This window comes from Dietzia sp. 111N12-1, assembly GCF_001658045.1.
GTDB lineage: Bacteria > Actinomycetota > Actinomycetes > Mycobacteriales > Mycobacteriaceae > Dietzia > Dietzia kunjamensis.
This window is the reverse complement of the sequence record NZ_LSSV01000082.1, coordinates 12,837-36,692: the sequence shown is the minus strand read 5'-3', so window position 1 is coordinate 36,692 and position 23,856 is coordinate 12,837. Positions and strand designations below refer to the sequence as shown.

Here is a 23,856-nt window from a genome sequence, read left to right as displayed (position 1 = left end):
GTGATTGTGCCGGGGCGAGCGTAACCCGACGAGTAGCATCGCGGGTGGAACACGCCCTGCCGAAGGAGTTCTGATGTCCCCTGTAACGTCGCTCAAGCTGGTCCACAACACCGATAGAGACCGCTTCGAACTGTGGGACAGCGAGACCTTCATGGGTCTCGTCGGTTACGAGAAGGACGGCGACGTCTACATCCTGCTCCACACCGTGATCGAGGAGCGGTACGGACAGCAGGGGATCGCGCGATTGCTGGTCAGCCTGGTGCTCACCCGCATGCGGCTCGACGAGCTCAAGATCCGGCCGGTCTGCAGCTACGTGCGGCGGTTCCTTGTTCGCTTCCCGGAATATCAGCTCCTGGTCGCCCAGCCGTGACAGACGCGGGGCGGTGACCGTGGCCCGCGGTGACCATTGTCAGCCGGCCGACGAGCGGCTGAGAAGGGGCCGGGGGAGCGGGACGTAGTCTGACCCCAGACGACCAGCTACCCGGAGGACCCCCATGACCTACCCGCCCCAGGGGAACACTGCCGACGGCGACTCGACCGGTGGCGACGATGCGAGTCGGGGCTCCTACGGCCAGAACCCGTACGGGCAGGGCACCTACAGCCAGGGCACATACGGCCAGGGCACATACGGACAGAGTCCGTACAGCCAGGGCTCGTACGGACAGACCGACTACGGCGCGCAGACCCCGACCGGCTACGGCGCGCAGACCCCGTCCTTTGCCGGGGCGGGCGGGTACGGGACCACCTCGGGAGCTCACCCCGGCCCGCCGTCGAACGTCGGCTGGGCGGTCGCGTCGATCCTGTTCTTCTGGCCGTTGTCGTTCGTCGCGATGACCCGCGCGCTGGACGTCTACCCGCTGTGGGCCGCCGGTCGCCACGCCGAAGCCGAGGCCGCCAGCGCGACCGCCAAGAAGCTCGGCATGATCTCACTGGGGATCGTGGCAGTCCTCATCGTGTTGTACTTCATCTTCATCTTCGCGATGGTGGGACTGGCCTCGAGCGGCTTCTAGACCCGGCCGGGTCCGCGGTTCAGGCCAGGCCCAGACGAGGGGCTTCGATCGCAGGGCACGCGTCCATCACCACGTCCAGCCCTGCATCCTTCGCCCGCTGCGCCGCGGCCTCGTCGACCACCCCCAGCTGCAACCAGACCGCCTTGGCTCCCTTGGCTATCGGATCGTCCACCACGCCGCCCGCGAGCTGTGAGTTGACGAACACGTCGACCACATCGATCTCACCGGGAACGGACGCGAGATCCGGATAGCCCTGCTGACCGTGCACGGTCTCGGCCTTGGGATGGACCGGCACGATCTCATGTCCCAGGTCGCGGACGTAGGCGGCTATCCCGTACGCGGTGCGCGCGGAGTTGGTGGACAGGCCGGCGACGGCCCAGCGGCCCTTCTCGGTGAGCAAGCGCGTGATGACGGCGGGGTCATTGGAATGGCTCATACCCAGTTCAAGGCCCCCCGCCGCCCAGACATTCCCCGCGCGGCTCCGCCAGGCCTGTGCGCGGGGCCCTCCTGAGCAGGCTCAGTCAGTCCCCGACGGGTTCTGTGCGCGGGGACATCGCTCCGCTCGCTGGCGCTCCCTCCGCTAGTCCCCGACGGCGTCCTTGCCGCGTCGGACGATCTGCGGGTCCGGGTCGAACACCACCTGGGGGTCCTTGTCCGGGTAGTCGAACTGGTTCAGGAAGTAGCGCATCGCGTTGATGCGGGCCCGCTTCTTGTCGTTGGACTTGATGGTGATCCACGGGGCCCACTCGGTGTCCGTACGACGGAACATCTCCTCCTTGGCCTCCGTGTACTCGTCCCACTTGCCGAGGGACTGCAGGTCCATGGGCGAGAGCTTCCACCGACGGACCGGGTCGAGCTGCCGGATCGCGAACCGGGTCTTCTGCTCCTCCCGGGTGACCGAGAACCAGAACTTGGTCAGACCGACCCCGGACTCGACCAGCATCTTCTCGAACATGGGCGCCTGCTCCATGAACGTCTCGTACTGGGAATCGGTGCAGAAGCCCATCACCCGCTCCACGCCGGCGCGGTTGTACCAGGAGCGGTCGAACAGCACGAGCTCACCGCGGCTGGGCAGATGGGCCACGTACCGCTGGAAGTACCACTGGTACATCTCGGTCTCGGTCGGCTTGATCAGCGCGACGACGCGGGCCTGGCGGACGTTGATGTACTCGGTGAACCGCTTGATCGTCCCGCCCTTGCCGGCGGCGTCGCGGCCCTCGAACACGATCACCTGCCGGTGCCCGGTCTCGGCCTGCCAGTTCTGGAACTTCAGCAGCTCGATCTGCAGCAGGTACTTCTCGACCTCGTACTGGTTGCGGTCCAGTCGCTCGTCGTACGGGTAGTTCTCCCGCCAGGTGTCGACGGCCCGGCCGTGGATGTCGATGAGATCCGGGTCCTCGCCGTGGTCGTCGCGGACCGTGAACCCCTCGGCGCGCAGGCGGTCGATGTAGCGCCGAAGCTGGAACGTGGACATGGCTCAGTCGAGGTCCACGACGACGGGCGCGTGGTCGGAGGCGCCCTTGCCCTTGCGCTCCTCGCGGTCGATGGACGCCCCGGTCACGCGGGCGGCCAGGGCGGGGGAGTGCAGCTGGAAGTCGATCCGCATGCCCTTGCGCTTGGGGAAGCTGAGTCCGGTGTAGTCCCAGTAGGTGTAGACGCCGGGCCCGGGGGTGCGTTCGCGGGTGACCTCGCGGAAGCCGGCGCCGTCGAACGCGGCGAACGCGAGCCGCTCGGGTCCGGAGGTGTGGGTCTTGCCCTCGAAGACCTCCGGGTCCCACACGTCCTCGTCGAGCGGCGCGACGTTCCAGTCACCCACGAGGGCGATCTGGGCGGCGGAGTCGGCGGCCAACTCGGCGGCGGCGTGGTCACGCAGGCGGGCCAGCCACTCCAGCTTGTACGTGTAGTGCGGGTCGCCCAGCTCCCGGCCGTTGGGGACGTAGAGGCTGTACACGCGGACGCCGTCGCAGACCGCCGAGATGGCGCGGGCCTCCGGGTCCTGCGAGACCTCGGGATCCTTGTGGAAGCCGGGCATGTCGTCGAAGCCCAGACGCACGTCCTCGAGCCCCACCCGGGAGGCCACGGCGACCCCGTTCCACTGGCTCAGCCCGTGGTGGGCGACCTCGTACCCGAGCTCACGGAACGCGTCTTCGGGGAACTGCTCGTCCTTGCACTTGGTCTCCTGCATCGCCAGGACGTCGACGTCGGACCGTTCGAGCCACGCGAGCACGCGGTCTTTCCGGGCACGGATCGAGTTCACATTCCAGGTGGCCAGACGCATGCGCCCGAGTGTATTGCCCTCCGCGCGGCGGTGTCACCGGGGGAGCGGCGCCGGTGTCAGTCGACGACGACGAGGTGGCGCAGCGAATGGTGCGGCTGCAGTCCGAGCTTGGCCCACAGGCCACGCCCGGCAGAGTTGTCCGCGAACACGTGCAGGTGACATTCCTGCGCGCCGAGGCCCAGTCCCCACTCCACGAGCGAGCCGGTGACCACCTCGGCCAGGCCGCGGCGGCGGTGGGCGTCCGCGGTCTGCACGCAGGACACCGCGATCCGCGGGTGGCCGTCGGGTCCGGCGGTGACGGCGCCGCGGGCGATCGCGGCCAGGTCCCCGCCGGACTCGAGCCGGGCGAACACCGCGTGGCCGCCGGGGCCGGGTTCGCCGGCGTCCGGTCCGGAGGCGACGAGCCCCGCGGTGGCGAGCATCGCGGGCCGGACCCGCTCGGGGTCGAGATCGGCGGTGGCGTGGTAGAGCGCCAGCCAGTCGTCGTCGGGACGCTCGGCCAGGGTGACCGCCGGCCGGGTGGCGGCGGGGAACGCCTCGTCGACCACCGCGAGCAGGTCGCGGCTGTCGGCGGTGCACAGCAGGAGGTCGCGGTCGGCATGGATCCGCGAGGCGTCCACCGGGGCGCCGCCGAGCCTCATCCGGTCGGATTTCACCAGCCGGTCCACGTCCACGAGTCGCAGCGGCAGGCCGCGGGCGGCGTACCAGGAACGCACCCCGTCCAGGTCCTCGCAGTCGGCCCACGGCAGGACGGGCACCGCCGAGTTCCCGCGGTAGGACCAGTCGTCGCCGGCGCGGCAGAACCAGCCGTCGACCACCTCGTACTCCGGTCCGGGCCACGCCAGGGCACCGGCGTACTCGTGCGCCCGGATGTCGCGGGCCCGCACCGGCCGCGGCGGGATCACCTTGAGCACCGCGATGTCGGCGTCCGCGATCCGCACCTGCTCACCGGACTCGCGGGCCACGACCAGTTCCGGCTCGAGCTCCACCACGCGACCGATGACGTCCGAGTACAGGTGCGAGGTCTGGCCCGCCTCCAGGTGGCGACGCACCACCACGCGATCGCCCACCGCCACCCGGCGGCCGGCGTTCCACCGGGACCGTTCCGACAGGCCCCGGTCCTGCTCAGCCATGGTCGGTGCCGACCTCGTCGTCGTCGTCGTCGTGGTCCTCATCGTCCTCATCGGCGAACGGGTCCGGGTCGGAGGCCGGATCCCAGCTCAGGCCGGGCACGCCCCACCCGACGTCGCGGATGTGGCGCTTGGCGGCCTTCCGGTTCCGTCCGATGAGGCCGTCGGTGTAGAGGAAGCCGTCGAGGTGGCCGACCTCGTGCTGCAGGCAGCGGGCGAACAGTCCGTACCCCTCCACCGAGACGGGCTCGCCGTGCTCGTCGGTGCCCGTCACCCGCGCCCACCAGGCGCGACCGCGCGGGAAGTTCACCGCCGGGACGGACAGGCAGCCCTCGAGGTCGTCCTCCGGATCCGGCATGGTCTCCGGGATCTCGGACGTCTCCAGGACCGGGTTGACCACGCATCCGCGCCGGTTCAGCCAGCCGCCGCGCGCCTCGACCTCCTCGCGGGTCACGCCCTCGCCGTCCTCGGTGTCCAGGTCGGGGCAGTCGTAGACGAACAGCCGTTTGCGCACGCCGATCTGGTTGGCGGCCAGGCCCACCCCGTTGGCGGCGTCCATGGTGTCGTAGAGGTCCTGCACCAGCGTCGCGAGTTCCTCAGGGGACTCGGTGACGGGCTCGGTGGGGGCGTGGAGCGCGGGATCGCCGAGGATGACGATGGGACGGACGGCCATGGTGGTCGATTCTAGAGCGCCGGACATGGCGACGTGTCGGAGGCGTGTGGTTCACTACGGGGGAATCACAAGGGTGTATTTCACCCGCACGGTATTTCACCCGCACGGTATTTCACCCGCACGGTGATCCGGGTAGTGGTCATCAGTGGTCAACAGAGGTCATCACGGTCAGGAGGCAGGCACATGGGTCGGTCAGCCACCGCGGCACGCGAGGTGCAGCGCGACAAGGACCGCGAGCAGGGGACGGCCGAGCTCCACGCCGCCGACCCCGTCCTGTCCGAACGAGACCGGGCCATGCTCGAGTTCGAGCGGCAGTGGTGGAAGTTCGCCGGCTCCAAGGAGGAGGCGATCCGGCAGCAGTTCGACATGTCCGGTACGCGCTACTTCCAGATCCTCAACGACCTCATCGACCGCCCCGAGGCCCTGGCCGCGGACCCGCTCCTCGTCAAGCGGCTGCGCCGGATGCGTTCCAGCCGACAGAAGGCACGCGCGGCGCGCAACCTGGGAATGCGGCTCGACTGACCTAGACTCGGCGGCGTGAGCTCCCAGTCCGGAAACCCGCAGTACGACAGCCCGCAGCCCGGCGATGCCGAGTACGGCGATCCCGAGTACGGCGGCGCGCACGGCGCCGACGACCCCTACGCGCAGGGCGACGGCCCGGCCATGGACGAGCCGACCGGCCCGCCGTACCGCGCCATCGCGATGGTGCTGCTGGCCGCGGTCGTGCTGGCGGTCGGCGTCGGTCTGGTCCAGCTGTTCGGTGGTGACGAGGACGAGGCGACGCCCACCGCCGACGACACCACCTCCCAGGTCGAGCAGGACGCCTCGGCAGGACAGGACGCCGACGGTCAGACCGGGGCCGACGGCGCCGGCGCCGCAACTGCCCCGGGCGACGCCGGGGCCGGTCAGGACGGTGCGCCCGGCGGAGGAGCCGACGGGCAGGACCCGCAGTCCGGCGACCCCGCGGCGCCCGCGCCGGGCCAGCCCGCCGGGCAGGTCCCCGGCGGAGCGGTGCCGGACGTGACGTCCGTGCCCGTGCAGATCTTCAACAACAGCACGGTGACCGGGCTGGCCGGCCGCACCGGCGAGGCGCTGCGCGAGAACGGGTACGCCGTGGGCGAGGTGGCCAACATGCCGTCCAACCGCGGCGTCGTGGCGGAGTCGACCGCCTTCTACGGCACGGGCCCCGGCGAACAGCAGGCAGCACAGGCGATCGCGTCCCAGTTGGGCATCACCGCCAAGCCGCGGCCGGCGGATCTCGCGGACGAGGCGCCAGGGGTGATCGTGATCGTCACCCAGGATCTCGACCGCTGACCCCTGAGGATATGATGAGCCCACGCATTCCGTTCCGCGGGTTGCGTGCTCACTAGCGACTTGCAGCTTCCCGAGATCGAAGGAGCCCCCATGGCCCCGCGTCAGACCGCCCGCCGCCTCCTGGTCGCGGCTCCCGCACTCGCCCTCGCGTTCGCCGTGGCCGCGTGCAGCCCGCCCAACGAGCAGCCGGCCGAGGCCGACGCGCCGTACACGCTGCCCAGCTACACCGAGGACGCCGCGCCGACGAGCTCGATCCCGGAGACGCAGGAGACCGACGTGCCCGAGGGGGCCGGCGACTTCGAGCCCGGCGCGACCGAGACGGGCACTCCCGGTGGCGAGGGCGGCGACGAGGGCGGCGGCCAGGCCACCACCGACGACGGCGTGGTCGTCCCGGGAGCCGGGCAGCAGGCCGGCAACGCCCCGGCGCAGCCCGCCCCCTGAGCAGCCCGCCCCTGACCTGACGGGTCGACACCACCCCCGGACGACGAGAAGAGCGTCCCGCACACGTTCCCCGAGAGGGACAGGTGCGGGACGCTCTTCGCGTTGAGCCGGCGGCCGGCCCCGGCCGCGCGACGGGTCAGTTGGCGGCGCTACCGTCGAGGCCCGACCCGGTGAACTTCTCCAGCACCGGGGCCTCGTGGGTGATGGTGCCGTCCTCGACGCTCTCCCGGTAGGCGAGGTTGCCCACGCGGTTCGCGATCACCGGCGCCGTGCACACGGCGACGATGGCGGCCAGCACGAGCATGCCCAGGTCGATGTCCGGGAAGATCCGGATCCCGGCGCCGAGCAGGATCAGCACGAGGCCGAGGACCTGCGGCTTGGCGGCCGGGTGCATGCGGCTGAGGGTGTCGCGGAAGCGGACGAGGCCGATCGCGCTGGCCAGTGTCAGCAGCGCGCCGGCGAGGACGAACAGTGCGGAGATGATCTCCACCAGGTCGTTGGTCATGGGAGGGCCTCCTCGGGCGATCCGACGGTGTCGTTCACGCGGAAACGGGCCACGGACACCGACCCGAGGAACGCCACGAGGGCGAGCGCGACGAGCGCGGCGGCGGGGGTGGTGTCCTTGGACCAGGCGATGTAGACACCGATGCCACCCTGGGCGACCGCGACGAGCGCATCCAGGGAGATCAGGCGGTCGAGGGTGTTGGGGCCGCCGACGAGCCGGATCATCGTGGCGAACAGCGCGGCCGTCAGCGCGATGATGGCCAGACTCCACAGGATGAGCGAGATGATGTTCACCGGGGGGCCTCCTGTTCCGGGGTGGGGCCGTCGGCGTCGTCCGCGTGGTGTGCCGCGTGCTCGGCTGCGGCCTGCTCTGTTTCGGCCTGCTCTGCTTCGACTCGTGCAGCTCCGGGCTCGTCTGCGTCGGTGTGGTCTGCGGCGGAGTGAGCTGGCGCGGCTTGGTTAGCGGCGTGGGGTGCGGATTCCGCCGAGTCCGCGGTGCCCCCGGTCGTCGGGGCGCTGTCGGCGGGTGCCGAGTAGTGCTCCGGGCTCGGCTTCCAGTCCTCGTCGCGTTCGAAGGCGCGCTGGTAGAGCGTCTCGATGTGCGCGGTCTGGGATCGGAAATGCTCCACGGCGTCGTCGGTTCCGGTGTTCAGCACGTGGATGTAGACGTAGCGGGCCGCGGGATCGACGCGGACGACGATGCCGCCCGGCATGAGGTTGAGGGTGTTGACGGCCAGGGCCAGGGTGAAGTCGGACTTCAGCCGCATCGGGGCGCGCAGCACGGCGGAGCGTGGGGGAGCCTGGGGCCGGACCGACAGCCAGGCGACGGCGAACGACGAGCGGACCAGGTAGTAGGCCACCACGAGCACCAGCCACACCATCGACACCGGCCGCAGCAGACCCTCGACGGGGACGCGGGGGAGCGGGAGGACGGCCATCACCACGGTCGCGACGATGAGTCCGGCGGCGATGGTGCCGATGTCGATGCTGCCCCACAGCAGGACCCAGGCGAATGCCAGCCACAGGGTCATGAACAGGCGGGCGCCGAGCACCCGCGGCTCCAACGTCATCTTCCGGGCCATGTCAGCGCACCCCCGTCACGGAGTCGACGAAGCGTTCGGGTGTGGCGTCGGTGGGGACGGTGACGAGGTACTCGACACGCTCCCGGAGGCTTTCGGCGGCGCCGTCGGTGACCGCGAGCAGCGGGCCGGCGAAGACGGTCATGAGGAGCGAGACGACGATGAGCGCCCACGTCGGGGCCAGCATGCTCCACGGCATCCGCCCGACCTCGTCGCGCTCGTCGAACTCGACGTACTCGTCGGACGGCAGCAGTGCGAGCGGCTTGGCCAGCGCGATCGCGCCCTCGGGGGCGTCCGCCCGGGGCCGCCAGAACGCCTTGGACCACACGCGCACGACCACGTACAGCGTCAGCAGGCTGGTGACCATGGCGCCGGCGACGAGCACCCACATGAGGACCCCGCCGACCTCTGCGCCGGCCTGGACCACGGCGAGCTTGCCGACGAAGCCGGAGAACGGCGGGATCCCGCCCAGGTTGAGCGCCGGGATGAGGAACGTGACGGCGAGGACGGGGCTGACGACGCCGAGGGACCCCAACCGGCGCAGGGAGGACGACCCCGCCTGCCGTTCGATGAGGCCCACGACCAGGAACAGTGTGGTCTGCACGACGATGTGGTGGCCGACGTAGTAGATCGCGGCGCTCAGCCCGGACTCGGTGGACAGGGCGACCCCGAAGATCATGTAGCCGATGTGGCTGACCAGGGTGAACGACAATATCCGCTTGATGTCCGACTGGGCGATCGCACCGAGGATCCCCACGACCATCGTCAACAGGCCGGCCACCAGGAGGACGCCGTCCATGCTGCCCCCGGGGAACACCAGGGTGTGGAAGCGGATGATCGCGTAGACGCCGACCTTGGTGAGCAGACCGGCGAACACGGCGGTGACCGGGGCGGGCGCGGTCGGGTACGAGTCGGGCAGCCACGTGGACAGCGGGAACACGGCGGCCTTGATGCCGAACGCCACGAGGAACACGGCGAAGATGGTGTGCCGCAGGCCGTCCGGGACCTCGGCCATCCGGGTGGCGACCTGCGCCAGGTTGAGCGTTCCGACGGCGGAATAGGTCAGCGCGATGCCCAGCAGGAAGACCATCGAGGACACCATCGACACAACGGTGTACGACACGCCCGCGCGCACACGTTCCTGACTGGCACCCAGCGTGAGCAGCACGTACGACGCGGCCAGCAGCATCTCGAACCCGACGAACAGGTTGAACAGGTCGCCGGCGATGAACGCCGCGTTCAGGCCGGCGGCCAGCGCGAGGTAGGTGGGCAGGAAGACCGAGGTCGGCTGGTCGCCGTCACCGTCGCGGACACCCTGGCCGACGGCGTAGATGATGACCGTCAGCAGGATCACGGCGGATACGCACAGCATCAGCGCGCTGAGCCGGTCCGCGACCAGGGTGATGCCGACCGGGGCGTCCCAGCCTCCCACCTGGACGGTGTGCATCCCGTGTTGTTCGGTCAGCACCAGCAGGATGCCGGAGATGACCAACACCCCGGTCAGGGTGGCGATCGTGATGACGTTCTGCACCCGCGGTCGGCGGGAGACCACCAGACAGAGGGCGGCCGCCAGCATCGGGGCGAGGACGACCGACGGGATGAGGTAGCCGAAGAGTTCGGGGGAGATCACAGGTCCTCCTCCTTTCCGGCGTCCTTGTTGCGCTTCACGCGTCGATCGATACGTCGGGCCTCCGCCTCGGCGCGGGCCCGTGCCTCCGCGCGAGCGTCGGCCTCGGCTCTGGCCCGGGCCTCCGCTCGGGCTTCGGCGGCGGCCTCGGCTTCGGCCTCCTCGAGGTCCTCGTCGTCGTAGTCGACGTGGTCACCGAGTTCGGTGGGCTGACCGGTGGCGTGGTCGTCGGAGGCGTCACGGTCGGGAGCGGACCAGGCGTCGGTGGGGGAGCGTCGGGCGATCTTGGTGTCCTCGACGTCGTCCGCGACCTCGTCCACGGTGGTGAACTGGTACGAGCGGTAGGCCAGCGCCAGGATGAACGCCCCGACACCGGCGGTGATGACGATGGCGGTGAGGATCATGGCCTGGGCCAGCGGATCGGAGTCGGTGGCGTTGCCGCCCCAGGTCCGGTCGCGGATGGGCGGGTTCCCGGGGGCGCCGCCGGCCGCCAGCAGCAGCAGGTTGACGCCGTTGGACAGGATCATGATCCCCAGCAGGATCTTGATGATGGCGCGCTCGAGCAGTAGGTAGACGCCGGCGGCGCTGAGGATGCCCGCCAGGAGCAGCAGTGCGAAGTCGGCGGTCATGGCATCCCCCGGGAGGTCGTGCCCTGGTTCTCGGCGGCTCTCAGGCGGTCGGCGCGGCGGGCGGCCAGGTCGGACCGCGGTGCGGCGCCGTCGACGCCGGGGACGCGGCGCAGGGAGGCGGTGGACGGCGAGTCGGTGGCGTCGACGTAGACGGCGCGGAGTTCCTCGAGGTCCTCGGCGTCCAGGTCGAGTCGGGCGCCGAGGCTGCGGAGGATGTCGAGGACGAGACCGACGACGATGAGGTACACCCCGGCGTCGAAGAAGAGTGCCGTGACGAACTTGACGTCCCCGAACACGGGGAGCGTCCCCTCGAAGGTGGCGCTGGACAGGGGAGGCGCCCCGAAGAACATGGACGCGGTGGCCGTGCCGGCGGCCAGCAGGAGCCCGGATCCGAGGATCCGGCCGGCGTCGATCGGGATGGCCTCTCCGAGCTCGTAACGGCCGCCGGCGACGTACCGCAGTACGAGGGCCAGGCCCGCCACGAGACCGCCCGCGAAGCCGCCTCCGGGATTGTTGTGTCCGGCGAAGAAGAAGAACAGGCTCAGGATCATCATGGTGGGGAAGATGAGCCTGGTGGTGACCTCGAGGACGAGGGAGCGGGCGCGCGGATCGCGGACGGTCGCCCCGACCAGCCAGCGGCCGGGGGAGGCGCCGGGAGCCTCGACGACGATGCGGGCGGCCTCGATGCCCCGTCGGCCGGAGCGCGTCTTGCCGGCGTCGGCGAGGCGGGGCCCCGAGCCGTAGCGGCGGTTGCGGAAGACCAGGCTGGCCACGCCGGTGGCGGCGACGAGCAGCACCGTGATCTCACCGAGGGTGTCCCAGGCGCGGATGTCGACCAGGGTGACGTTGACGGCGTTGGCACCGTTGCCGATGTCGTAGGCGAGGTCCGGGAAGACGGTGGACACGGCGGGCCGCTGGCGGGCGTTGATGGCGTAGGCGCCGACGATCACCACGAGCAGGCCCACCCCGATGCCGAGCCAGGCGCGGGTCCGGCGGAAGCCGTCCGACAACGGGACCTCGGCGGGCATCGTGCGCAGCACCAGGACGAACGCGACCATCAGCAGCGTCTCCACCAACACCTGGGTGAGGGCCAGGTCCGGGGCGCCGTGGAAGGCGAAGATGATGGCGACGCCGTAACCGGTGACGGACATGCTGATCACCGCGGCGAGGCGGTTGCGCAGGACGGTGGCGGCGATCGCGGCGACGGTCATGGGGATCATGACGAACAGCACGACCGGGTTGCCCGCCAGCTCCATCCGCAGGCCCTCGCGGGTGCCGACCATGAGAGACGCGAACGGGAACAGCACGAGGGTGAACAGGATGATGCCGAGCGTCAGCGGGAGGGAGCCGCGCTGGATACTCGCGGTCAGGCGCAGTGACAAGAGGTCGAAGAAGCGCAGGACGGCGTCGTAGATGCGGTCGGCGTTACCCAGCGCGGGCGACTCGAACTGCATCCGCTCGACGGTCCGCTGGGCGACGTAGAGCATGGTTCCCAGCACGTACACGACCGCCGTGAGCGCCAGCGGGATACCGACGCCGTGCCACAGTCCCAGGTGGTAGGCCTCGTCCCCGCGCCACGGGCTGCCGGGCGGGAACGCGACGTCGACGAACCGGACGAGGAGGTTCTCGACGGGCGCCGACCACAGGCCGAGCACGAGGCCGGCGACGGCGAGGACCGCGGGCACCGAGAGGAACATCGGGTTGACTGGCTTCGAGTCGGCGACGGCCGGGCTGATCCCGTCGGAGAAGGACGGCTTGTCCCGGAATGCACCCATGACCAGGCGGGCGGTGTACGAGAAGGTGAGCACCGAGCCCACGACGAGGCCCGCGGTGACGACGATCGCCGGCATCCCGTGCAGCCTCCCCTCGGCCAGCACGGTGGCGAACGCGGACTCCTTGCCGATGAACCCGAGGAAGGGCGGGAGCCCGGCCATCGAGGCGGCGGCGAGGGTGAAGAACACCGCCAGCGCGGGCCGCTTGCGACCGAGGCCCGACAGCTCGCGGATCTCGCGGGTGCCGGTCGTCTTGTCGATCACGCCGACCGCCATGAACAGGGACGACTTGAACAGCGAGTGCGCGAGCAGCATGGTGAGCCCGGCGAGCATGGTGTCCCGGGAGCCGATGCCCACCAGCACGAGCAGGAAGCCCAGCTGGGACACGGTGCCGAAGGCCAGCACCAGCTTGAGGTCCGTCTCTCTCAGCGCCCGCCACCCGGCCATGAGCAGGGAGACCAGGCCCAGGGCGATGAGCGGTAGCTGCCAGGTGGACGAGCCGGACAACCCGGGACTGAACGCCGCGACGAGGAAGACGCCGGCCTTGACCATGGCCGCGGAGTGCAGGTACGCGCTCACCGGGGTGGGGGCAGTCATCGCCCCCGGTAGCCAGAAGTGCAGGGGAGCGATGGCGGACTTGCTCGCCGCGCCGATGATGAGCAGGGCGAGGGCCCAGTGGACTTGGGCCCCCGACGGTGGGGCCGCGACGATCTCGCTGAGCAGGTACGACCCGGCTTCCTGCGCCAGGATGATCATGCCGACGAGCATCGCCAGGCCGCCGAGGGTGGTCACCAGCAGTGCCTGGGTGGCGGCACGCCGGGACGAGGCCCGCTCGGCGTAGTGGCCGACCAGCAGGAAGCTCAGAACGGAGGTGATCTCCCAGAAGATGTACAGCAGGATCATGTTGTCGGCCACGACCAGGCCGAACATGACGCCCGCGAAGGCGACGAGCTCCGCGGCGAACAGGTGGAGTCGCGGTTCGGAGTCGTCGAAGTACCAGGTGCAGTAGAACAGCACCAACGCACCGACGCCCAGTGCGATGAGGGACATCAGCGCGGACAGGGCGTCCATCCGCAGGTCGAGCGCCAGGTGGATGCCGGGAGCCCACTGGATGGACTCCGTGGGTACCCGGTCGAGGTTCGCGGCCACCCAGACCGCGCCGGCGGCGGGGACCAACGCCAGGAGCGGGAAGGCGCGGCGTCCGAACCTGGACACCAACGGGATCGCGATCAGGGCGGCCACGGCATGGGCCGCGAGGATCACGATCACCGGCGGCTCCTTTCCTTGCGTCGAACGGACGACGACATGCGGACGTATCCGCCGCGAGGCGGCGGGGAGTCGGTGGTCGACCGGGGCGTGGTTCCTGTGATCACTTTACAGAACGGTGTTTCTGAGCCGACTTCACCGCAGGTGGAGACGGGTCGCGGCGCTGAGCAGCGCCGCGATCGAGGCCTCGGTGGAGGTCTGCCCGAACCCGAGCGCCCACGTCTCGCGGCGACCACAGCTGGCGCGCAGGATCGTGCACCACGATCCGGCCTCGCCGAAGGCGTGGCCGTCGTGCCGGTGGCCCTCGTACTGGTGGAACTGCTCGATCTCCGCACGCGCGCCGACCTGGCCCAGCATGTCGGACATCGCGGTGACGTCACCGCAGGACTCGGTGGTCAGGCGGCGGGCGGTGAACTCGCCGGGCGCGTCCCCTGCGGCACGGGTGGCCAGGATCGCCTCGTAGGCGGTGATGCCCCGACCCAGCGGGCGGCGGGAGAAATCGGCCAGATGAAAGCGGTCGGAGGACGGGGCGTAGGTGTCGAGCAGCGTGCGCCAGTCCAGGCCCGCGGCCTCGGAGGCGAACCCCCGTGGCAGGCGGCGGCCGAATCGGTCCGCGAAGGGGCAGGTGGGAGAGCCGGCGGTCGCGTTGGGCCGGCCGAAGGTGGGATTCGCCGTGGGGGTCATGGGGTTCTCGCTTCTCTCGCGTCGGTGAGGTGACCGACGGGAGAAGGAGTAACCACGCAACGGGGGTGCCGGTCTGTCAGGCCCCGTTACGTCCGGTTACTACGAGAATCTTCCGCATGGTCAGACACTCTAGGCCGCCGGCGTGAATCCCGGCAAGCCCGTGGCGCCCCGCCCCCGCGCGCGGCACCCTCGCGCTGCTCAGCTCTCGCGACGCTCGGCGTACTGCCGGAGGTCCTCCACCTGCACGGGGTCGAGCGAGGGTCTGACCGCGCGGCGGGCGCGCGCCACGTCCTCTGCGGTGACCTCGGCCGCGTCGATGTCGCGACGCATCGCGGTGAGCGCCGACTCCCGCAGCAGCGCGGCGCAGTCCGCCGCGGAATACCCGTCCAGGTCGGTCGCGAGCTCGGCCAGGTCGACGTCCTCGGCCAGCGGGACGTCCCGGCCGGCCGCCCGGAGGATGTCGGCGCGGGCCTCGGCGTCCGGCGGGGGGACGAACACCAGGCGTTCGAGCCGCCCCGGACGCAGCAGGGCGGGGTCGATGAGTTCGGGCCGGTTGGTGGCGCCGAGGATGACCACATCACCCAGTGGCTCCGCACCGTCGAGTTCGGTGAGCAGGGCCGCGACGACCCGGTCGCCGACGCCCGAATCGCCGGACTGGCCCCGCCGCGGGGCGAGCGCGTCGATCTCGTCGAGGAACACCAACGACGGCGCCGAGTCACGCGCCTTGCGGAACAGGTCGCGGACGGCCTTCTCCGAGGACCCGACCCACTTGTCCATGAGCTCGGCACCCTTGACCATGTGCACCGTCAGCCGCCCGCTCGCGGCGAGGGCCCGCACGACGAACGTCTTGCCGCAGCCCGGGGGACCGTACAACAGCACGCCCCGTGGCGGCTGCACCCCCAGCCGTTCGAAGGAGTCGCGGTGCTGCAGCGGCCACAGCACCGTCTCGGTGAGCGCCTGCCGCACCTCCTCCATGTCCCCGACGTCGTCGAGGGTGATCGATCCCAGGCTCAGCTCCTCGGTGCCGGACCGGGACAGCGGCCGGATCACGCTGATCGCGCCCAGGAGGTCGTCCTGCTCCAGACGGGCGACGGGGTGGTCGGGCGCGGGGTGGTCGGGCGCGGGGAGATTTGGCGCGGGGTCGCCGTGCGCGGGCCGGTCGGTGACGCCGTTGCCCGCGGCCCGCCCGGCCGCCCGCAGGGCCGCCTCCCGGGTCAGTGCCCTCAGGTCGCCGGCGACGTACCCGGGGGTGCGCTCGGCGACGGCGCGCAGGTCCAGCGTCCCGGTGGGCACGTTTCTGAGCATGACCTCCAGCAGCGCGGCGCGGTCGGCCGCGTCGGGCAGGGGCAGGTCGAGCACGCGGTCGCAGAGGTCGGGCTCGCGGAGCCGGGCGTCGGCGTCCTCTGGGCGCACGCAGGTCGCCACCAGCACCGATCCTGGGGACGCCACCACCGACCGCAGTCGGTCGAGGACCAGCGTGGACACCGGCTCGGGCTGGGCGGGGAGCAGTGCGTCGACGTCGGTGACCAGCAGGATCCCGCCATTCTCGCGGGCCCGCTCGGCGGCGGCACGTACCGCCTCGAGTCGTGAGGCGGGGTCGAGCGCTCCGACCGAGGGCCCGTCGACCACCTCGAGCCGCCGGTGGCCGGCGACCGAGCGGACCAGCGTCGCCTTGCCGACGCCCGGAGGTCCCGCCACCAGCACCCCGAGGTGCGGCGACGCGCCCAGCGTCCGCAACAACTCCGAGCGGTCCAGCGCGAGGGAGAGCCATTGCTCCAGCACCTCGGCCCGGTCGGCGACCCCGACGAGGTCTTCCCTCGCGACGGCCGTGATGGCCGTCTCCGGGCCCGCGCTGCCCCCGGCGGCGGCAGGAGCCGCCGCGGTGGGGGAGCTCGCCGTCGGACCGGTGCCCCCGGCCCCCGCGCCCCCGGTGCCCACGCCGGTCACGATCGCCGTGGTGGGCTGCACGGAGACGGTCCCGCCGGGCACGGTCGCGGTGACGGTGAGCAGCTCGGTGCCCCATGCCGCGCCCATGGTGTTGCGCAGGGTGCGGGTCGTGTCGGAGGTGGGGAAGTCGGGGCCGAGGTCGCGCGGCATCAGCGTGACCGAGTCCCCGACCCGCACCACCTTGCCCAGCAGCGCCGACCGCAGCACACGCTCGGCGACTCCGCGACCCGCCGGCGGGAGGCCCTGGACCTCGACGGACTGCGCGCCCGTCACCTCCGCGGCCCGCACGGTCACCCGCGCGTCTTCACCGAGGCCACAGTTGGCGGCCACCACCTCGTCGACGACCAGCACGCCGCTCGGCGCGCCCGTGGCCGCGGCGGCGACCACGGCGCCCGTCGTGCGGGCACCGATGATCTCGATGGCATCCCACTCGCGCATCCCCAGCGCGAGGATCACTTCCGGGTGTGCGCGGACGATTCCCCGTCGGGAGTCGGCCGCGGACGCCGACAGGCGCAGGGTCAGGTCAAGATCCGGGCGGGGGTTCACGGAGGTGAGCGTATCGCGGCGAGCGCCGGCTCCTCTGGGTCCCCGGTGGGGTTACAGCGCGCCGCGGATGGCGTTCCAGGCGACGGGGATCTGACGCGAGTAGTAGGACCAGTTGTGCAGCCCGGTGGGCAGGTGGTCGATCGTCGCCGGGATGCCCAGGTCCCGCAGGCGACGGTCCGCCGCGCGCGTGCACTGCCCGGTGGCCTGTTCGAGCGCCATGCCGGCGATGAAGTTGGCGGCGTCGTTGTTGTAGTCCTCCCAGTCGCCCGGGTTGGCCACGCCCGTGCCGGACGAGAGGTAGATCGCCTTTCCGCGCAGCTCCTCCGCGTTGATCAGCGCGTCGTGGGCCGCCCACTGCGCGGTGCCCGGCTCGCCCCACATGTTGGTCAGGGTCGCGCCGCGGCTCTCCACGGTGTAGCGGGTGAGGATCTGACCGAGCGTGCCGGTGGAGTAGCAGCCCGAGACGCCGAAGACGGCCCGGTAGAGATCGGGGTGGCGGGTGGCGATGGTCACGGCCGCGCCGGCGCCCATCGAGATGCCGCCGATCGCGCGGCTGCGGCTGGTGCTGACCTCGGGCTCGACCAGGGCGGGCAGGTCGCGGGTGATGAACGCCTCCCACTTGCTGATGCCCAGCACCGGGTCGGGCTCGTTCCAGTCCGCCCACATCGAACCCTGGCCACCGGTCGGGATGACGAGGTTGACGTTCTCGTCCGCGAACTGCTCTGCCGCGCCCCACTGCATGAAGCCGCTGGGGAGTTCGGAGCCGACACCGTCGAGGAGGTACAGGAACGGCGCGTTCTGATTACCGTCGGGCGCGCGGTAGACCTCGACGGTGATCCCGCGCTTCATGTCGGCCGAGTCGATGAGCCACCGCTCGTAGCGGCCGTCGACGTCCTTGCGCACGACACGGGTCTCGGTGATGTTCGGGTTGGGTTGGGGCGCCGGCGGCGGGGGTCCGGCGAACATGTTGGGGGAGAATCCGAGTCGGTTGGCGATGCCCATCATCGATGACCCGGACGAGCCTGGCAGGTTGCCGAAGTAGAGGAGCTGGCTGAGGCTCTCCGGCGAGATGGTGCCGAGAGCACCGTTGGCGATCTGCTCCGGGCTGATCGACCCCGGTAGCCCCTGCGCCTGCGCGGGGGCGGGGAGCAGCCCCACCGTCAGCGCGGCGGCGACAGCGGTCGCGAGGAGGGCGCGGCCTGCGCGGGTGACGCGGTGGGCGAGTGCGGGCACGGGCATGGCGGCTCCTTCTTCCGGGCAGCCGAGACCTGGTCGCGCCGCCTCTGGTGACAGTATCGGCCCACGGGCATCACACCGTTACCGGTTCTCCGGGCCGGGGGGCTCAGCGGTAGCGCTGCAGGAACGCCGCCTCCGCCAGTGCGATGCGCTCGATCTCCCGCGGGTCGACGCTCTCGTCGGGGGAGTGGATAGCGGCCGCGGGATCCTCGACGCCGAACAGTGCGATGCTCGCGTCGGGATGCGCCCGCTGCAGCGCGGTGCACAGCGGGATCGATCCGCCGGAGCCGACCACGGCGACCTCCTCCGCACCGTAGGCCTGCACCAGGCACTGCGAGAGCAGGTCGTGGACCGGGTCCGAGCCGCCCGCCGGCACCGAGCGGAACGGGTGGCCGACGGCCTCGGGTTCCACCGTCACCCGGGCGTTCCACGGCCTGCGCCGCTCGATGTGCGCGGTGAGTAGCCGCTGCGCCTCGACCGGGTCGATCCCGGGTGGAACGCGCAGGTTGACCAAGGCGCGGGCTCGGGGTTGGACGGCGGCGATCGCCCCCTCGACCGGCGGGCAGTCGATCCCCAGCACGGTCACCGCGGGCCGTGACCACACCAGGTCCGCGAGCGGGGCCGCCGTGGAGACCTCCACCCCGTCGAGGATCCCGGCGTCGGCGCGGAACGTCTCTTCGGGGTAGGCCTGCCCGTCCCACTCGCCGGTGAAGTCCAGGCCGTCGACGGTCGTGGCGCCGGTGGCGGGGTCGCGCAGCGAGGCGAGGATGGAGATGAGGGCGGCGAGCGCGTCGGGCGCCGCGCCCCCGAACTGTCCGGAGTGGACCCCGGCCTCCAGGGTGTCGACGACGACGACGAGGTTGGCGATCCCCCGGAGGCTGGTCGTGAGCGTGGGGGTGCCGACCGAGACGTTCCCGGAATCGGCGATGAGGATCGCCTCCGCCGCCACCAAGTCTGGCCGCGACGCCACGAGATCGTCCAGGCCCCCTCCGCCGGTCTCCTCGGAGCCCTCCACGACGAGTCGGATCCCCAGGCCGTCCAGCGGGTCCGCCCCGGGGTCGCCGACCTCGTCGTCGTCACCCAGGGCGGCGAGGGCGCGCAGGGCGGCGAGGTGCACGACGAGGTTTCCCTTGCAGTCCGCGGCACCGCGGCCGTACCACCGGCCGTCGCGCTCGGTCAGTTCCCACGGCGAGGACGTCCACTCGCCCGGGTCCCCGGAGGGCTGGACGTCGTAGTGGCTGTAGAGCAGCACGGTGGGGCGGCCGGGTGCGGCCGGGCGGTGGGCGAACACCGCGCGCGACCCGTCGGACGTCTCGATCACCTCGACCGATCCCGGGCCCAGGCCCGGGATCGGCAGGTCCGTGAGCAGGCCGCAGACGAGGTCGCTGGCCTGTGCGCAGGCCTCCGGCTCGGCGTCGTGCACCGACGGCAGGGCGACGAGATCGGCGAGATCGGACCGGGCCCGGTCGAGTTGGGCGGCGACCGCGGCCGCGAGCGGGGCGAGATCGGCGTGGGGGTCAGCGAACGCGGGGGAGTCGGCCATGCGCACAGAGTAGTTGCCCGCTCCGACACGACTCGGCGACATGAACGGAAAGTGAACGCAGCATGAAGTATGGTGTGCACATGAGTAGCTTTGTGATCGTCGTCACCCCTGCTGAGAAGGAGCTCCGCGAGTTCACCTCCGTCGACGAGTTGCCCGCACGCGTGCGGGCGGACCTCGAGGCGCTGTGCGACGAGGTGTCGGAGCGGTTCCCGGAGGCCGAGGCGATCGGCGAGACCGGCGCTCTGTGCTCGCGCCCGGAGATCGACGGCGTGGGCGTGGTCATCCGGCCCGAGGTGATCACCCGCCCACTCGTGGTCAACGCCGTCATGCGGTACGCCGCCTCGCGCCAGCTCCGCGTGACCTCGCCCGAGCTGGGCCTGGTGGCCGACCCGCGCGAGCGCATTGATGTCGACGTCCACCGTCGGCCCACCATGGTGGGCGCGGGGATCGCCGACCACGCGGTGCGCGGTCGACCCCGCGGCACGCTGCCGTGGGTCACCCGTGAACTCCTGGGCCAGCTGATCGGCAAGCTCCTGATCGACGGCGACCGGTTGGAGCTCGAGGTCGACGGCGAACGCTGCTTCCGCTTCGAGCGGTCTGGCGACTGCCTGCTCATCCAGGCGAAGGACGGGCCGGACGTCCCCGTGTGCCGACGGACCGTCCCGGTCGACGCGGCCGACGCCGCGGCGGACGCCGGCTGGGCGTGGGCCCGCTGCGACCAGGGGTGGGCGGAGTTTTTGCCGCGTGACGCGCGGACGGACGAGGTGATCGCACCGTCCGCCGGGGGCGATCCCGCGACGGGCGGACGAGACTCCGCCACCGCGGCCTGAACCGGGTGGCCGCGCCCGGGTGGCGTCACACCGAGATGTCGTAGCGCAGGGACGCCACCACGGCGTCGATCGTCTCCGTGGGCTGCACGCCGGCCTCGCCCTCGTCGGACATGAGCACGAACACCAGTGAGGCCGGCGCGCCGTCCGGGCCCCGCGTGGACACCGCGATGGTGTCGAAGCGGATGGTCGGCGGGGTGCACTCGTTGCGCGGGGGACGCACCTCGCCGCGCAGCGAGACGTACCAGGCGGGCACCCCCGAGACCCCGATGCTGCGGGCATCGGGCACGGGGACGTCGGCACCGGCCTGGGTGAACCGTCGGTCGATCGAGTCCGCCATGGCCCGGGACGCCGATTCGGCTTGTTCACGCGCCTCGCCCGGCAGTGCCGTCGCGCTGATGCCGACCAGGGTCCGGAAGCTCAGGCCCCCGAGCCGGCAGTATCCACGGTCAGCGATGGCGTTGGCGGTGGTGACGTAGCCCGATCCCCAGTCCGATCCGGGGTCGCCGGCGTCGTCGTCGACCCCGGACGGGTCCCCGACCTCCCACCCCGGCGGAACCGAGTACACGAGCCCGGTGGGGCTGCGGACGTCCTGCCAGTCCGCCGGCGGGGGGCCGGCGGCCAGGGTGGGCCCGGGCTGCTCACGGGTGGGCTCGTCGGTGTCGTCGCCGCCGCCCGACCACAGGGCGCAGCCGGAGAGCGACGCGACGAGCGAGCCCGCGATGAGGGCCGCGGCGGCCCGGGCCATCCCGGCCTCAGCTCCGCTCGGCGAGCGCCTTGATCCGCTGCAGGGAGGTGGACACGCCCCGGTCCAGCTCGCTGGTGAACGACTTCTGTCCTCCGAACACCTTGTCGGTGAGGAATCGGGAGATGAAGGTCAGCCCGTCCGGGACCTCCCTGCGCTCGGTGAGGAGCGTGCCGCCGGCGGGGGTCGGCTCGAGGTCGAAGACCCAGACGGTGGTGTTCTCGGTGATGCGGTTCGCGAACCGGCGGCCGGGCTCGAACTCCACCACACGGCTGGTCGTGGGCCACAGGAGCGGCCCACGCTTGTTGAGGTTCAGTGCCCACGTGCCCTTGGCGGTGCGGCCGCCGAGGGGGAAGATCTTCCAGGCCTGGCTGCTCCATTGGGTGGCGTTGCGGACCTCGGAGATGACCTCCCAGACCCGGGCCGGCGGGGCGTCGATCTCGATGGAGCTCTCGATGGCGCCTGCTGCGGCGGGTTCGGTGGGCATTGACGAGCCTTTCGGGCGAACGGGTGGGACGGCGTCTCGATGGTAGGGCAGGACCGGACGACATGAGGGTCGTTCGCCGAGCGCGAATCAGTCGTCCGGGCCTTTGCACTCGTCGGGGGCGAGTGCTAGAAAAGCGATTGGCACTCGGCTACCCTGAGTGCCAGCAAGATCTGAGAACCGAGGTCGCAAGGTGAGGCGCGGATCCGACACGGTCCGCACCGTCCGTCGCGGGCACCGACGCTGACCACACGCGTGTCACCCCATACCCGGAGGATGATTCACCCCATGGCAAAGATGATCGCGTTCGACGAAGAGGCCCGGCGCGGCCTGGAGAGCGGTCTCAACCAGCTCGCCGACGCCGTCAAGGTCACGCTCGGCCCCAAGGGCCGCAACGTCGTGCTGGAGAAGAAGTGGGGCGCCCCCACGATCACCAACGACGGCGTCTCCATCGCCAAGGAGATCGAGCTCGAGGAGCCGTACGAGAAGATCGGCGCCGAGCTGGTCAAGGAGGTCGCCAAGAAGACCGACGACGTCGCCGGCGACGGAACCACCACCGCCACCGTTCTCGCCCAGGCGCTCGTGCGCGAGGGCCTGCGCAACGTCGCCGCCGGTGCCAACCCCATGGGCATCAAGCGCGGCATCGAGAAGGCCGTCGAGGCCGTCACCAAGCACCTGATCGACTCCGCCACGGAGATCGAGACCAAGGAGCAGATCGCCGCCACCGCGGGGATCTCCGCCGGCGACCCGGCCATCGGCGAGCTCATCGCCCAGGCCATGGACAAGGTCGGCAAGGAGGGCGTGATCACGGTCGAGGAGTCCCAGACCTTCGGTCTGGATCTCGAGCTCACCGAGGGCATGCGCTTCGACAAGGGCTACATCTCGCAGTACTTCCAGACGGATCCGGAGCGCCAGGAGGCGGTCATGGAGGATCCGTACGTCCTGCTGGTCTCCGGCAAGGTCTCCACCGTCAAGGACCTGCTCCCGCTGCTGGAGAAGGTCATCGGCGAGAACAAGTCGCTGCTCATCATCGCCGAGGACGTCGAGGGCGAGGCCCTGTCGACCCTGGTCGTGAACAAGATCCGCGGCACCTTCAAGTCCGTCGCCGTCAAGGCCCCGGGCTTCGGTGACCGCCGCAAGGCCATGCTGCAGGACATCGCCATCCTCACCGGTGGCCAGGTCATCTCCGAGGAGGTCGGCCTCTCGCTCGAGACCGCCGACATCTCCATGCTCGGCAAGGCCCGCAAGGTCGTCGTGACCAAGGACGAGACCACCATCGTCGAGGGTGCCGGAGACCAGGGTCAGATCGAGGGCCGGGTCAACCAGATCCGCGCCGAGATCGAGAACTCGGACTCCGACTACGACCGCGAGAAGCTCCAGGAGCGCCTCGCCAAGCTCGCCGGCGGCGTCGCCGTCATCAAGGCGGGCGCGGCCACCGAGGTCGAGCTCAAGGAGCGCAAGCACCGCATCGAGGACGCCGTGCGCAACGCCAAGGCGGCCGTCGAGGAGGGCATCGTCGCCGGCGGCGGCGTCGCCCTGGTCAAGTCCGAGGTCGCCATCGATGGTCTGTCCCTCGAGGGCGAGGAGGCCACCGGCGCGAACATCGTCAAGTTCGCGCTCAGCGCCCCGCTCAAGCAGATCGCCCACAACGCCGGCCTCGAGCCGGGCGTCGTGGCCGAGAAGGTCCGCAACCTGCCGGGCGCCGAGGGCCTGAACGCCGCCACCGGCGAGTACCAGGATCTCCTCGAGGCCGGCATCAACGACCCGGTCAAGGTGACCCGTTCGGCGCTGCAGAACGCCGCGTCGATCGCCGCGCTGTTCCTCACCACCGAGGCCGTCGTGGCCGACAAGCCCGAGCCCGCCGCGCCCGCCATGCCGGGTGGCGACGAGATGGGCGGCATGGGCTTCTGATGTAGCCCATCCCAGCACGCGGCCGGGCCCGCACCGGATCTCCGGTGCGGGCCACGGCCTATTTCCGTGCCTCATCGGGCTGCCCGCACGCCGCTCGCTCCGGGAACACATCGTGTTCTTCCCGGTGCGATCCTGATCGTGCGGGCCGCTTTCGGGTCTAATAGGCGCTTGTCTAGATGAAGGTTTATCGACCCGGAGGTTACGAGACCG

At 71.1% G+C, this 23,856-nt stretch carries 24 protein-coding genes; 7 read left to right on the top strand and 17 right to left on the bottom strand.

Annotation, left to right across the window (positions count from 1 at the left end; genetic code table 11):
- The first annotated feature begins 73 nt into the window (after window positions 1-73).
- The gene (locus tag AYO52_RS15455) at window positions 74-370 is read left to right on the top strand and encodes a GNAT family N-acetyltransferase (RefSeq protein WP_067719316.1); all 297 of its coding nucleotides are present in this window, start codon (window positions 74-76) and stop codon (window positions 368-370) included.
- Window positions 371-494: 124 nt separating this feature from the next.
- Window positions 495-1,010 (top strand): CD225/dispanin family protein, encoded by a 516-nt coding sequence (locus AYO52_RS15450; protein WP_067719313.1) that lies wholly within the window; start codon window positions 495-497, stop codon window positions 1,008-1,010.
- A 19-nt stretch (window positions 1,011-1,029) separates the two neighbouring features.
- On the opposite strand, the gene AYO52_RS15445 is transcribed toward AYO52_RS15450, so the two are convergent.
- From AYO52_RS15445 to AYO52_RS15425, 5 genes are all read right to left on the bottom strand, one after another.
- On the bottom strand, window positions 1,030-1,446 hold the full coding sequence (locus tag AYO52_RS15445; protein WP_067719311.1) for a CoA-binding protein: 417 nt from the start codon (window positions 1,444-1,446) through the stop codon (window positions 1,030-1,032).
- A gap of 144 nt (window positions 1,447-1,590) precedes the next feature.
- Window positions 1,591-2,484: a polyphosphate kinase 2 gene (gene ppk2 / locus AYO52_RS15440; RefSeq protein ID WP_067719308.1), complete on the bottom strand. Its 894-nt coding sequence runs from the start codon at window positions 2,482-2,484 to the stop codon at window positions 1,591-1,593.
- 3 nt (window positions 2,485-2,487) lie between these two features.
- A complete protein-coding gene (locus tag AYO52_RS15435) occupies window positions 2,488-3,288 on the bottom strand; it encodes an exodeoxyribonuclease III (RefSeq protein ID WP_067719305.1) in 801 nt (266 codons plus the stop codon).
- 56 nt (window positions 3,289-3,344) lie between these two features.
- Complete coding sequence (locus tag AYO52_RS15430; protein WP_067719303.1) at window positions 3,345-4,421, bottom strand: GNAT family N-acetyltransferase; 1,077 nt, start codon at window positions 4,419-4,421, stop codon at window positions 3,345-3,347.
- On the bottom strand, window positions 4,414-5,091 hold the full coding sequence (locus AYO52_RS15425; RefSeq protein WP_067719300.1) for a peptide deformylase: 678 nt from the start codon (window positions 5,089-5,091) through the stop codon (window positions 4,414-4,416). The genes AYO52_RS15430 and AYO52_RS15425 overlap by 8 nt, the downstream gene beginning before the upstream one ends.
- A 183-nt stretch (window positions 5,092-5,274) precedes the next feature.
- Here AYO52_RS15425 and AYO52_RS15420 point away from each other — a divergent pair, with 183 nt between their 5' ends.
- The 3 genes from AYO52_RS15420 to AYO52_RS15410 all read left to right on the top strand — a co-directional run bounded on the left by AYO52_RS15420 (window position 5,275) and on the right by AYO52_RS15410 (window position 6,846).
- Window positions 5,275-5,613 (top strand): DUF3263 domain-containing protein, encoded by a 339-nt coding sequence (locus tag AYO52_RS15420; RefSeq protein WP_156523644.1) that lies wholly within the window; start codon window positions 5,275-5,277, stop codon window positions 5,611-5,613.
- 15 nt (window positions 5,614-5,628) lie between these two features.
- Complete coding sequence (locus AYO52_RS15415) at window positions 5,629-6,405, top strand: LytR C-terminal domain-containing protein (protein ID WP_067719298.1); 777 nt, start codon at window positions 5,629-5,631, stop codon at window positions 6,403-6,405.
- 90 nt (window positions 6,406-6,495) lie between these two features.
- Window positions 6,496-6,846, top strand: a complete 351-nt coding sequence (locus AYO52_RS15410; protein WP_067719295.1) for a hypothetical protein — start codon at window positions 6,496-6,498, stop codon at window positions 6,844-6,846.
- A gap of 136 nt (window positions 6,847-6,982) precedes the next feature.
- On the opposite strand, the gene AYO52_RS15405 is transcribed toward AYO52_RS15410, so the two are convergent.
- The 10 genes from AYO52_RS15405 to AYO52_RS15360 form a co-directional block, all read right to left on the bottom strand.
- A complete protein-coding gene (locus AYO52_RS15405; protein ID WP_067719292.1) occupies window positions 6,983-7,351 on the bottom strand; it encodes a monovalent cation/H(+) antiporter subunit G in 369 nt (122 codons plus the stop codon).
- Window positions 7,348-7,575 (bottom strand): monovalent cation/H+ antiporter complex subunit F, encoded by a 228-nt coding sequence (locus AYO52_RS15400; RefSeq protein ID WP_067719517.1) that lies wholly within the window; start codon window positions 7,573-7,575, stop codon window positions 7,348-7,350. Before AYO52_RS15400 ends, AYO52_RS15405 begins: the two co-directional genes overlap by 4 nt.
- 65 nt (window positions 7,576-7,640) lie before the next feature.
- The gene (locus AYO52_RS15395) at window positions 7,641-8,432 is read right to left on the bottom strand and encodes a Na+/H+ antiporter subunit E (RefSeq protein WP_253702225.1); all 792 of its coding nucleotides are present in this window, start codon (window positions 8,430-8,432) and stop codon (window positions 7,641-7,643) included.
- 1 nt (window position 8,433) lies between these two features.
- Window positions 8,434-10,059, bottom strand: a complete 1,626-nt coding sequence (locus tag AYO52_RS15390; RefSeq protein WP_067719289.1) for a Na+/H+ antiporter subunit D — start codon at window positions 10,057-10,059, stop codon at window positions 8,434-8,436.
- Window positions 10,056-10,685 carry a Na(+)/H(+) antiporter subunit C gene (locus tag AYO52_RS15385; RefSeq protein WP_067719286.1) on the bottom strand — a complete coding sequence of 210 codons (630 nt, stop codon included), beginning with the start codon at window positions 10,683-10,685 and terminating at the stop codon, window positions 10,056-10,058. The genes AYO52_RS15390 and AYO52_RS15385 overlap by 4 nt, the downstream gene beginning before the upstream one ends.
- Window positions 10,682-13,726 (bottom strand): Na+/H+ antiporter subunit A, encoded by a 3,045-nt coding sequence (locus AYO52_RS15380; RefSeq protein WP_067719283.1) that lies wholly within the window; start codon window positions 13,724-13,726, stop codon window positions 10,682-10,684. Before AYO52_RS15380 ends, AYO52_RS15385 begins: the two co-directional genes overlap by 4 nt.
- A 132-nt stretch (window positions 13,727-13,858) precedes the next feature.
- Window positions 13,859-14,407 carry a hypothetical protein gene (locus AYO52_RS15375; protein WP_067719280.1) on the bottom strand — a complete coding sequence of 183 codons (549 nt, stop codon included), beginning with the start codon at window positions 14,405-14,407 and terminating at the stop codon, window positions 13,859-13,861.
- A gap of 198 nt (window positions 14,408-14,605) precedes the next feature.
- Window positions 14,606-16,900, bottom strand: a complete 2,295-nt coding sequence (locus AYO52_RS15370; RefSeq protein ID WP_067719277.1) for an AAA family ATPase — start codon at window positions 16,898-16,900, stop codon at window positions 14,606-14,608.
- A 51-nt stretch (window positions 16,901-16,951) separates the two neighbouring features.
- Window positions 16,952-18,139 carry an alpha/beta hydrolase family protein gene (locus tag AYO52_RS15365; RefSeq protein ID WP_067719275.1) on the bottom strand — a complete coding sequence of 396 codons (1,188 nt, stop codon included), beginning with the start codon at window positions 18,137-18,139 and terminating at the stop codon, window positions 16,952-16,954.
- A gap of 103 nt (window positions 18,140-18,242) precedes the next feature.
- On the bottom strand, window positions 18,243-19,679 hold the full coding sequence (locus AYO52_RS15360; RefSeq protein ID WP_067719272.1) for a M20/M25/M40 family metallo-hydrolase: 1,437 nt from the start codon (window positions 19,677-19,679) through the stop codon (window positions 18,243-18,245).
- Window positions 19,680-19,759: 80 nt separating this feature from the next.
- Between AYO52_RS15360 and AYO52_RS15355 the strand changes: the two genes are divergently transcribed.
- Entirely contained in the window at window positions 19,760-20,509 is a 750-nt protein-coding gene (locus AYO52_RS15355) for a hypothetical protein (RefSeq protein WP_082924091.1), read from the top strand.
- A gap of 25 nt (window positions 20,510-20,534) precedes the next feature.
- On the opposite strand, the gene AYO52_RS15350 is transcribed toward AYO52_RS15355, so the two are convergent.
- Together AYO52_RS15350 and AYO52_RS15345 are read right to left on the bottom strand one after the other, a co-directional pair.
- Complete coding sequence (locus AYO52_RS15350) at window positions 20,535-21,254, bottom strand: hypothetical protein (RefSeq protein ID WP_067719267.1); 720 nt, start codon at window positions 21,252-21,254, stop codon at window positions 20,535-20,537.
- A gap of 7 nt (window positions 21,255-21,261) precedes the next feature.
- Window positions 21,262-21,738 (bottom strand): SRPBCC family protein, encoded by a 477-nt coding sequence (locus AYO52_RS15345; RefSeq protein WP_067719264.1) that lies wholly within the window; start codon window positions 21,736-21,738, stop codon window positions 21,262-21,264.
- A gap of 285 nt (window positions 21,739-22,023) precedes the next feature.
- On the opposite strand from AYO52_RS15345, the gene groL reads away from it, so the two are divergent.
- A complete protein-coding gene (groL, locus tag AYO52_RS15340) occupies window positions 22,024-23,646 on the top strand; it encodes a chaperonin GroEL (protein ID WP_067719261.1) in 1,623 nt (540 codons plus the stop codon).
- Window positions 23,647-23,856: the final 210 nt, after the last annotated feature.

Bases quoted from the DNA above. Each gene is read 5' to 3' on its own strand.
- AYO52_RS15365 (WP_067719275.1), bottom strand. From the start codon at position 18,139: ATGCCCGTGCCCGCACTCGCCCACCGCGTCACCCGCGCAGGCCGCGCC.
- AYO52_RS15400 (WP_067719517.1), bottom strand. From the start codon at position 7,575: ATGATCCGGCTCGTCGGCGGCCCCAACACCCTCGACCGCCTGATCTCC.
- AYO52_RS15395 (WP_253702225.1), bottom strand. From the start codon at position 8,432: ATGGCCCGGAAGATGACGTTGGAGCCGCGGGTGCTCGGCGCCCGCCTG.
- AYO52_RS15410 (WP_067719295.1), top strand. From the start codon at position 6,496: ATGGCCCCGCGTCAGACCGCCCGCCGCCTCCTGGTCGCGGCTCCCGCA.
- AYO52_RS15425 (WP_067719300.1), bottom strand. From the start codon at position 5,091: ATGGCCGTCCGTCCCATCGTCATCCTCGGCGATCCCGCGCTCCACGCC.
- groL (WP_067719261.1), top strand. From the start codon at position 22,024: ATGGCAAAGATGATCGCGTTCGACGAAGAGGCCCGGCGCGGCCTGGAG.
- AYO52_RS15420 (WP_156523644.1), top strand. From the start codon at position 5,275: ATGGGTCGGTCAGCCACCGCGGCACGCGAGGTGCAGCGCGACAAGGAC.
- AYO52_RS15355 (WP_082924091.1), top strand. From the start codon at position 19,760: ATGAGTAGCTTTGTGATCGTCGTCACCCCTGCTGAGAAGGAGCTCCGC.
- AYO52_RS15445 (WP_067719311.1), bottom strand. From the start codon at position 1,446: ATGAGCCATTCCAATGACCCCGCCGTCATCACGCGCTTGCTCACCGAG.
- AYO52_RS15350 (WP_067719267.1), bottom strand. From the start codon at position 21,254: ATGGCCCGGGCCGCCGCGGCCCTCATCGCGGGCTCGCTCGTCGCGTCG.
- AYO52_RS15455 (WP_067719316.1), top strand. From the start codon at position 74: ATGTCCCCTGTAACGTCGCTCAAGCTGGTCCACAACACCGATAGAGAC.
- AYO52_RS15345 (WP_067719264.1), bottom strand. From the start codon at position 21,738: ATGCCCACCGAACCCGCCGCAGCAGGCGCCATCGAGAGCTCCATCGAG.
- AYO52_RS15430 (WP_067719303.1), bottom strand. From the start codon at position 4,421: ATGGCTGAGCAGGACCGGGGCCTGTCGGAACGGTCCCGGTGGAACGCC.
- AYO52_RS15405 (WP_067719292.1), bottom strand. From the start codon at position 7,351: ATGACCAACGACCTGGTGGAGATCATCTCCGCACTGTTCGTCCTCGCC.
- AYO52_RS15385 (WP_067719286.1), bottom strand. From the start codon at position 10,685: ATGACCGCCGACTTCGCACTGCTGCTCCTGGCGGGCATCCTCAGCGCC.
- AYO52_RS15360 (WP_067719272.1), bottom strand. From the start codon at position 19,679: ATGGCCGACTCCCCCGCGTTCGCTGACCCCCACGCCGATCTCGCCCCG.
- AYO52_RS15450 (WP_067719313.1), top strand. From the start codon at position 495: ATGACCTACCCGCCCCAGGGGAACACTGCCGACGGCGACTCGACCGGT.
- ppk2 (WP_067719308.1), bottom strand. From the start codon at position 2,484: ATGTCCACGTTCCAGCTTCGGCGCTACATCGACCGCCTGCGCGCCGAG.
- AYO52_RS15435 (WP_067719305.1), bottom strand. From the start codon at position 3,288: ATGCGTCTGGCCACCTGGAATGTGAACTCGATCCGTGCCCGGAAAGAC.
- AYO52_RS15375 (WP_067719280.1), bottom strand. From the start codon at position 14,407: ATGACCCCCACGGCGAATCCCACCTTCGGCCGGCCCAACGCGACCGCC.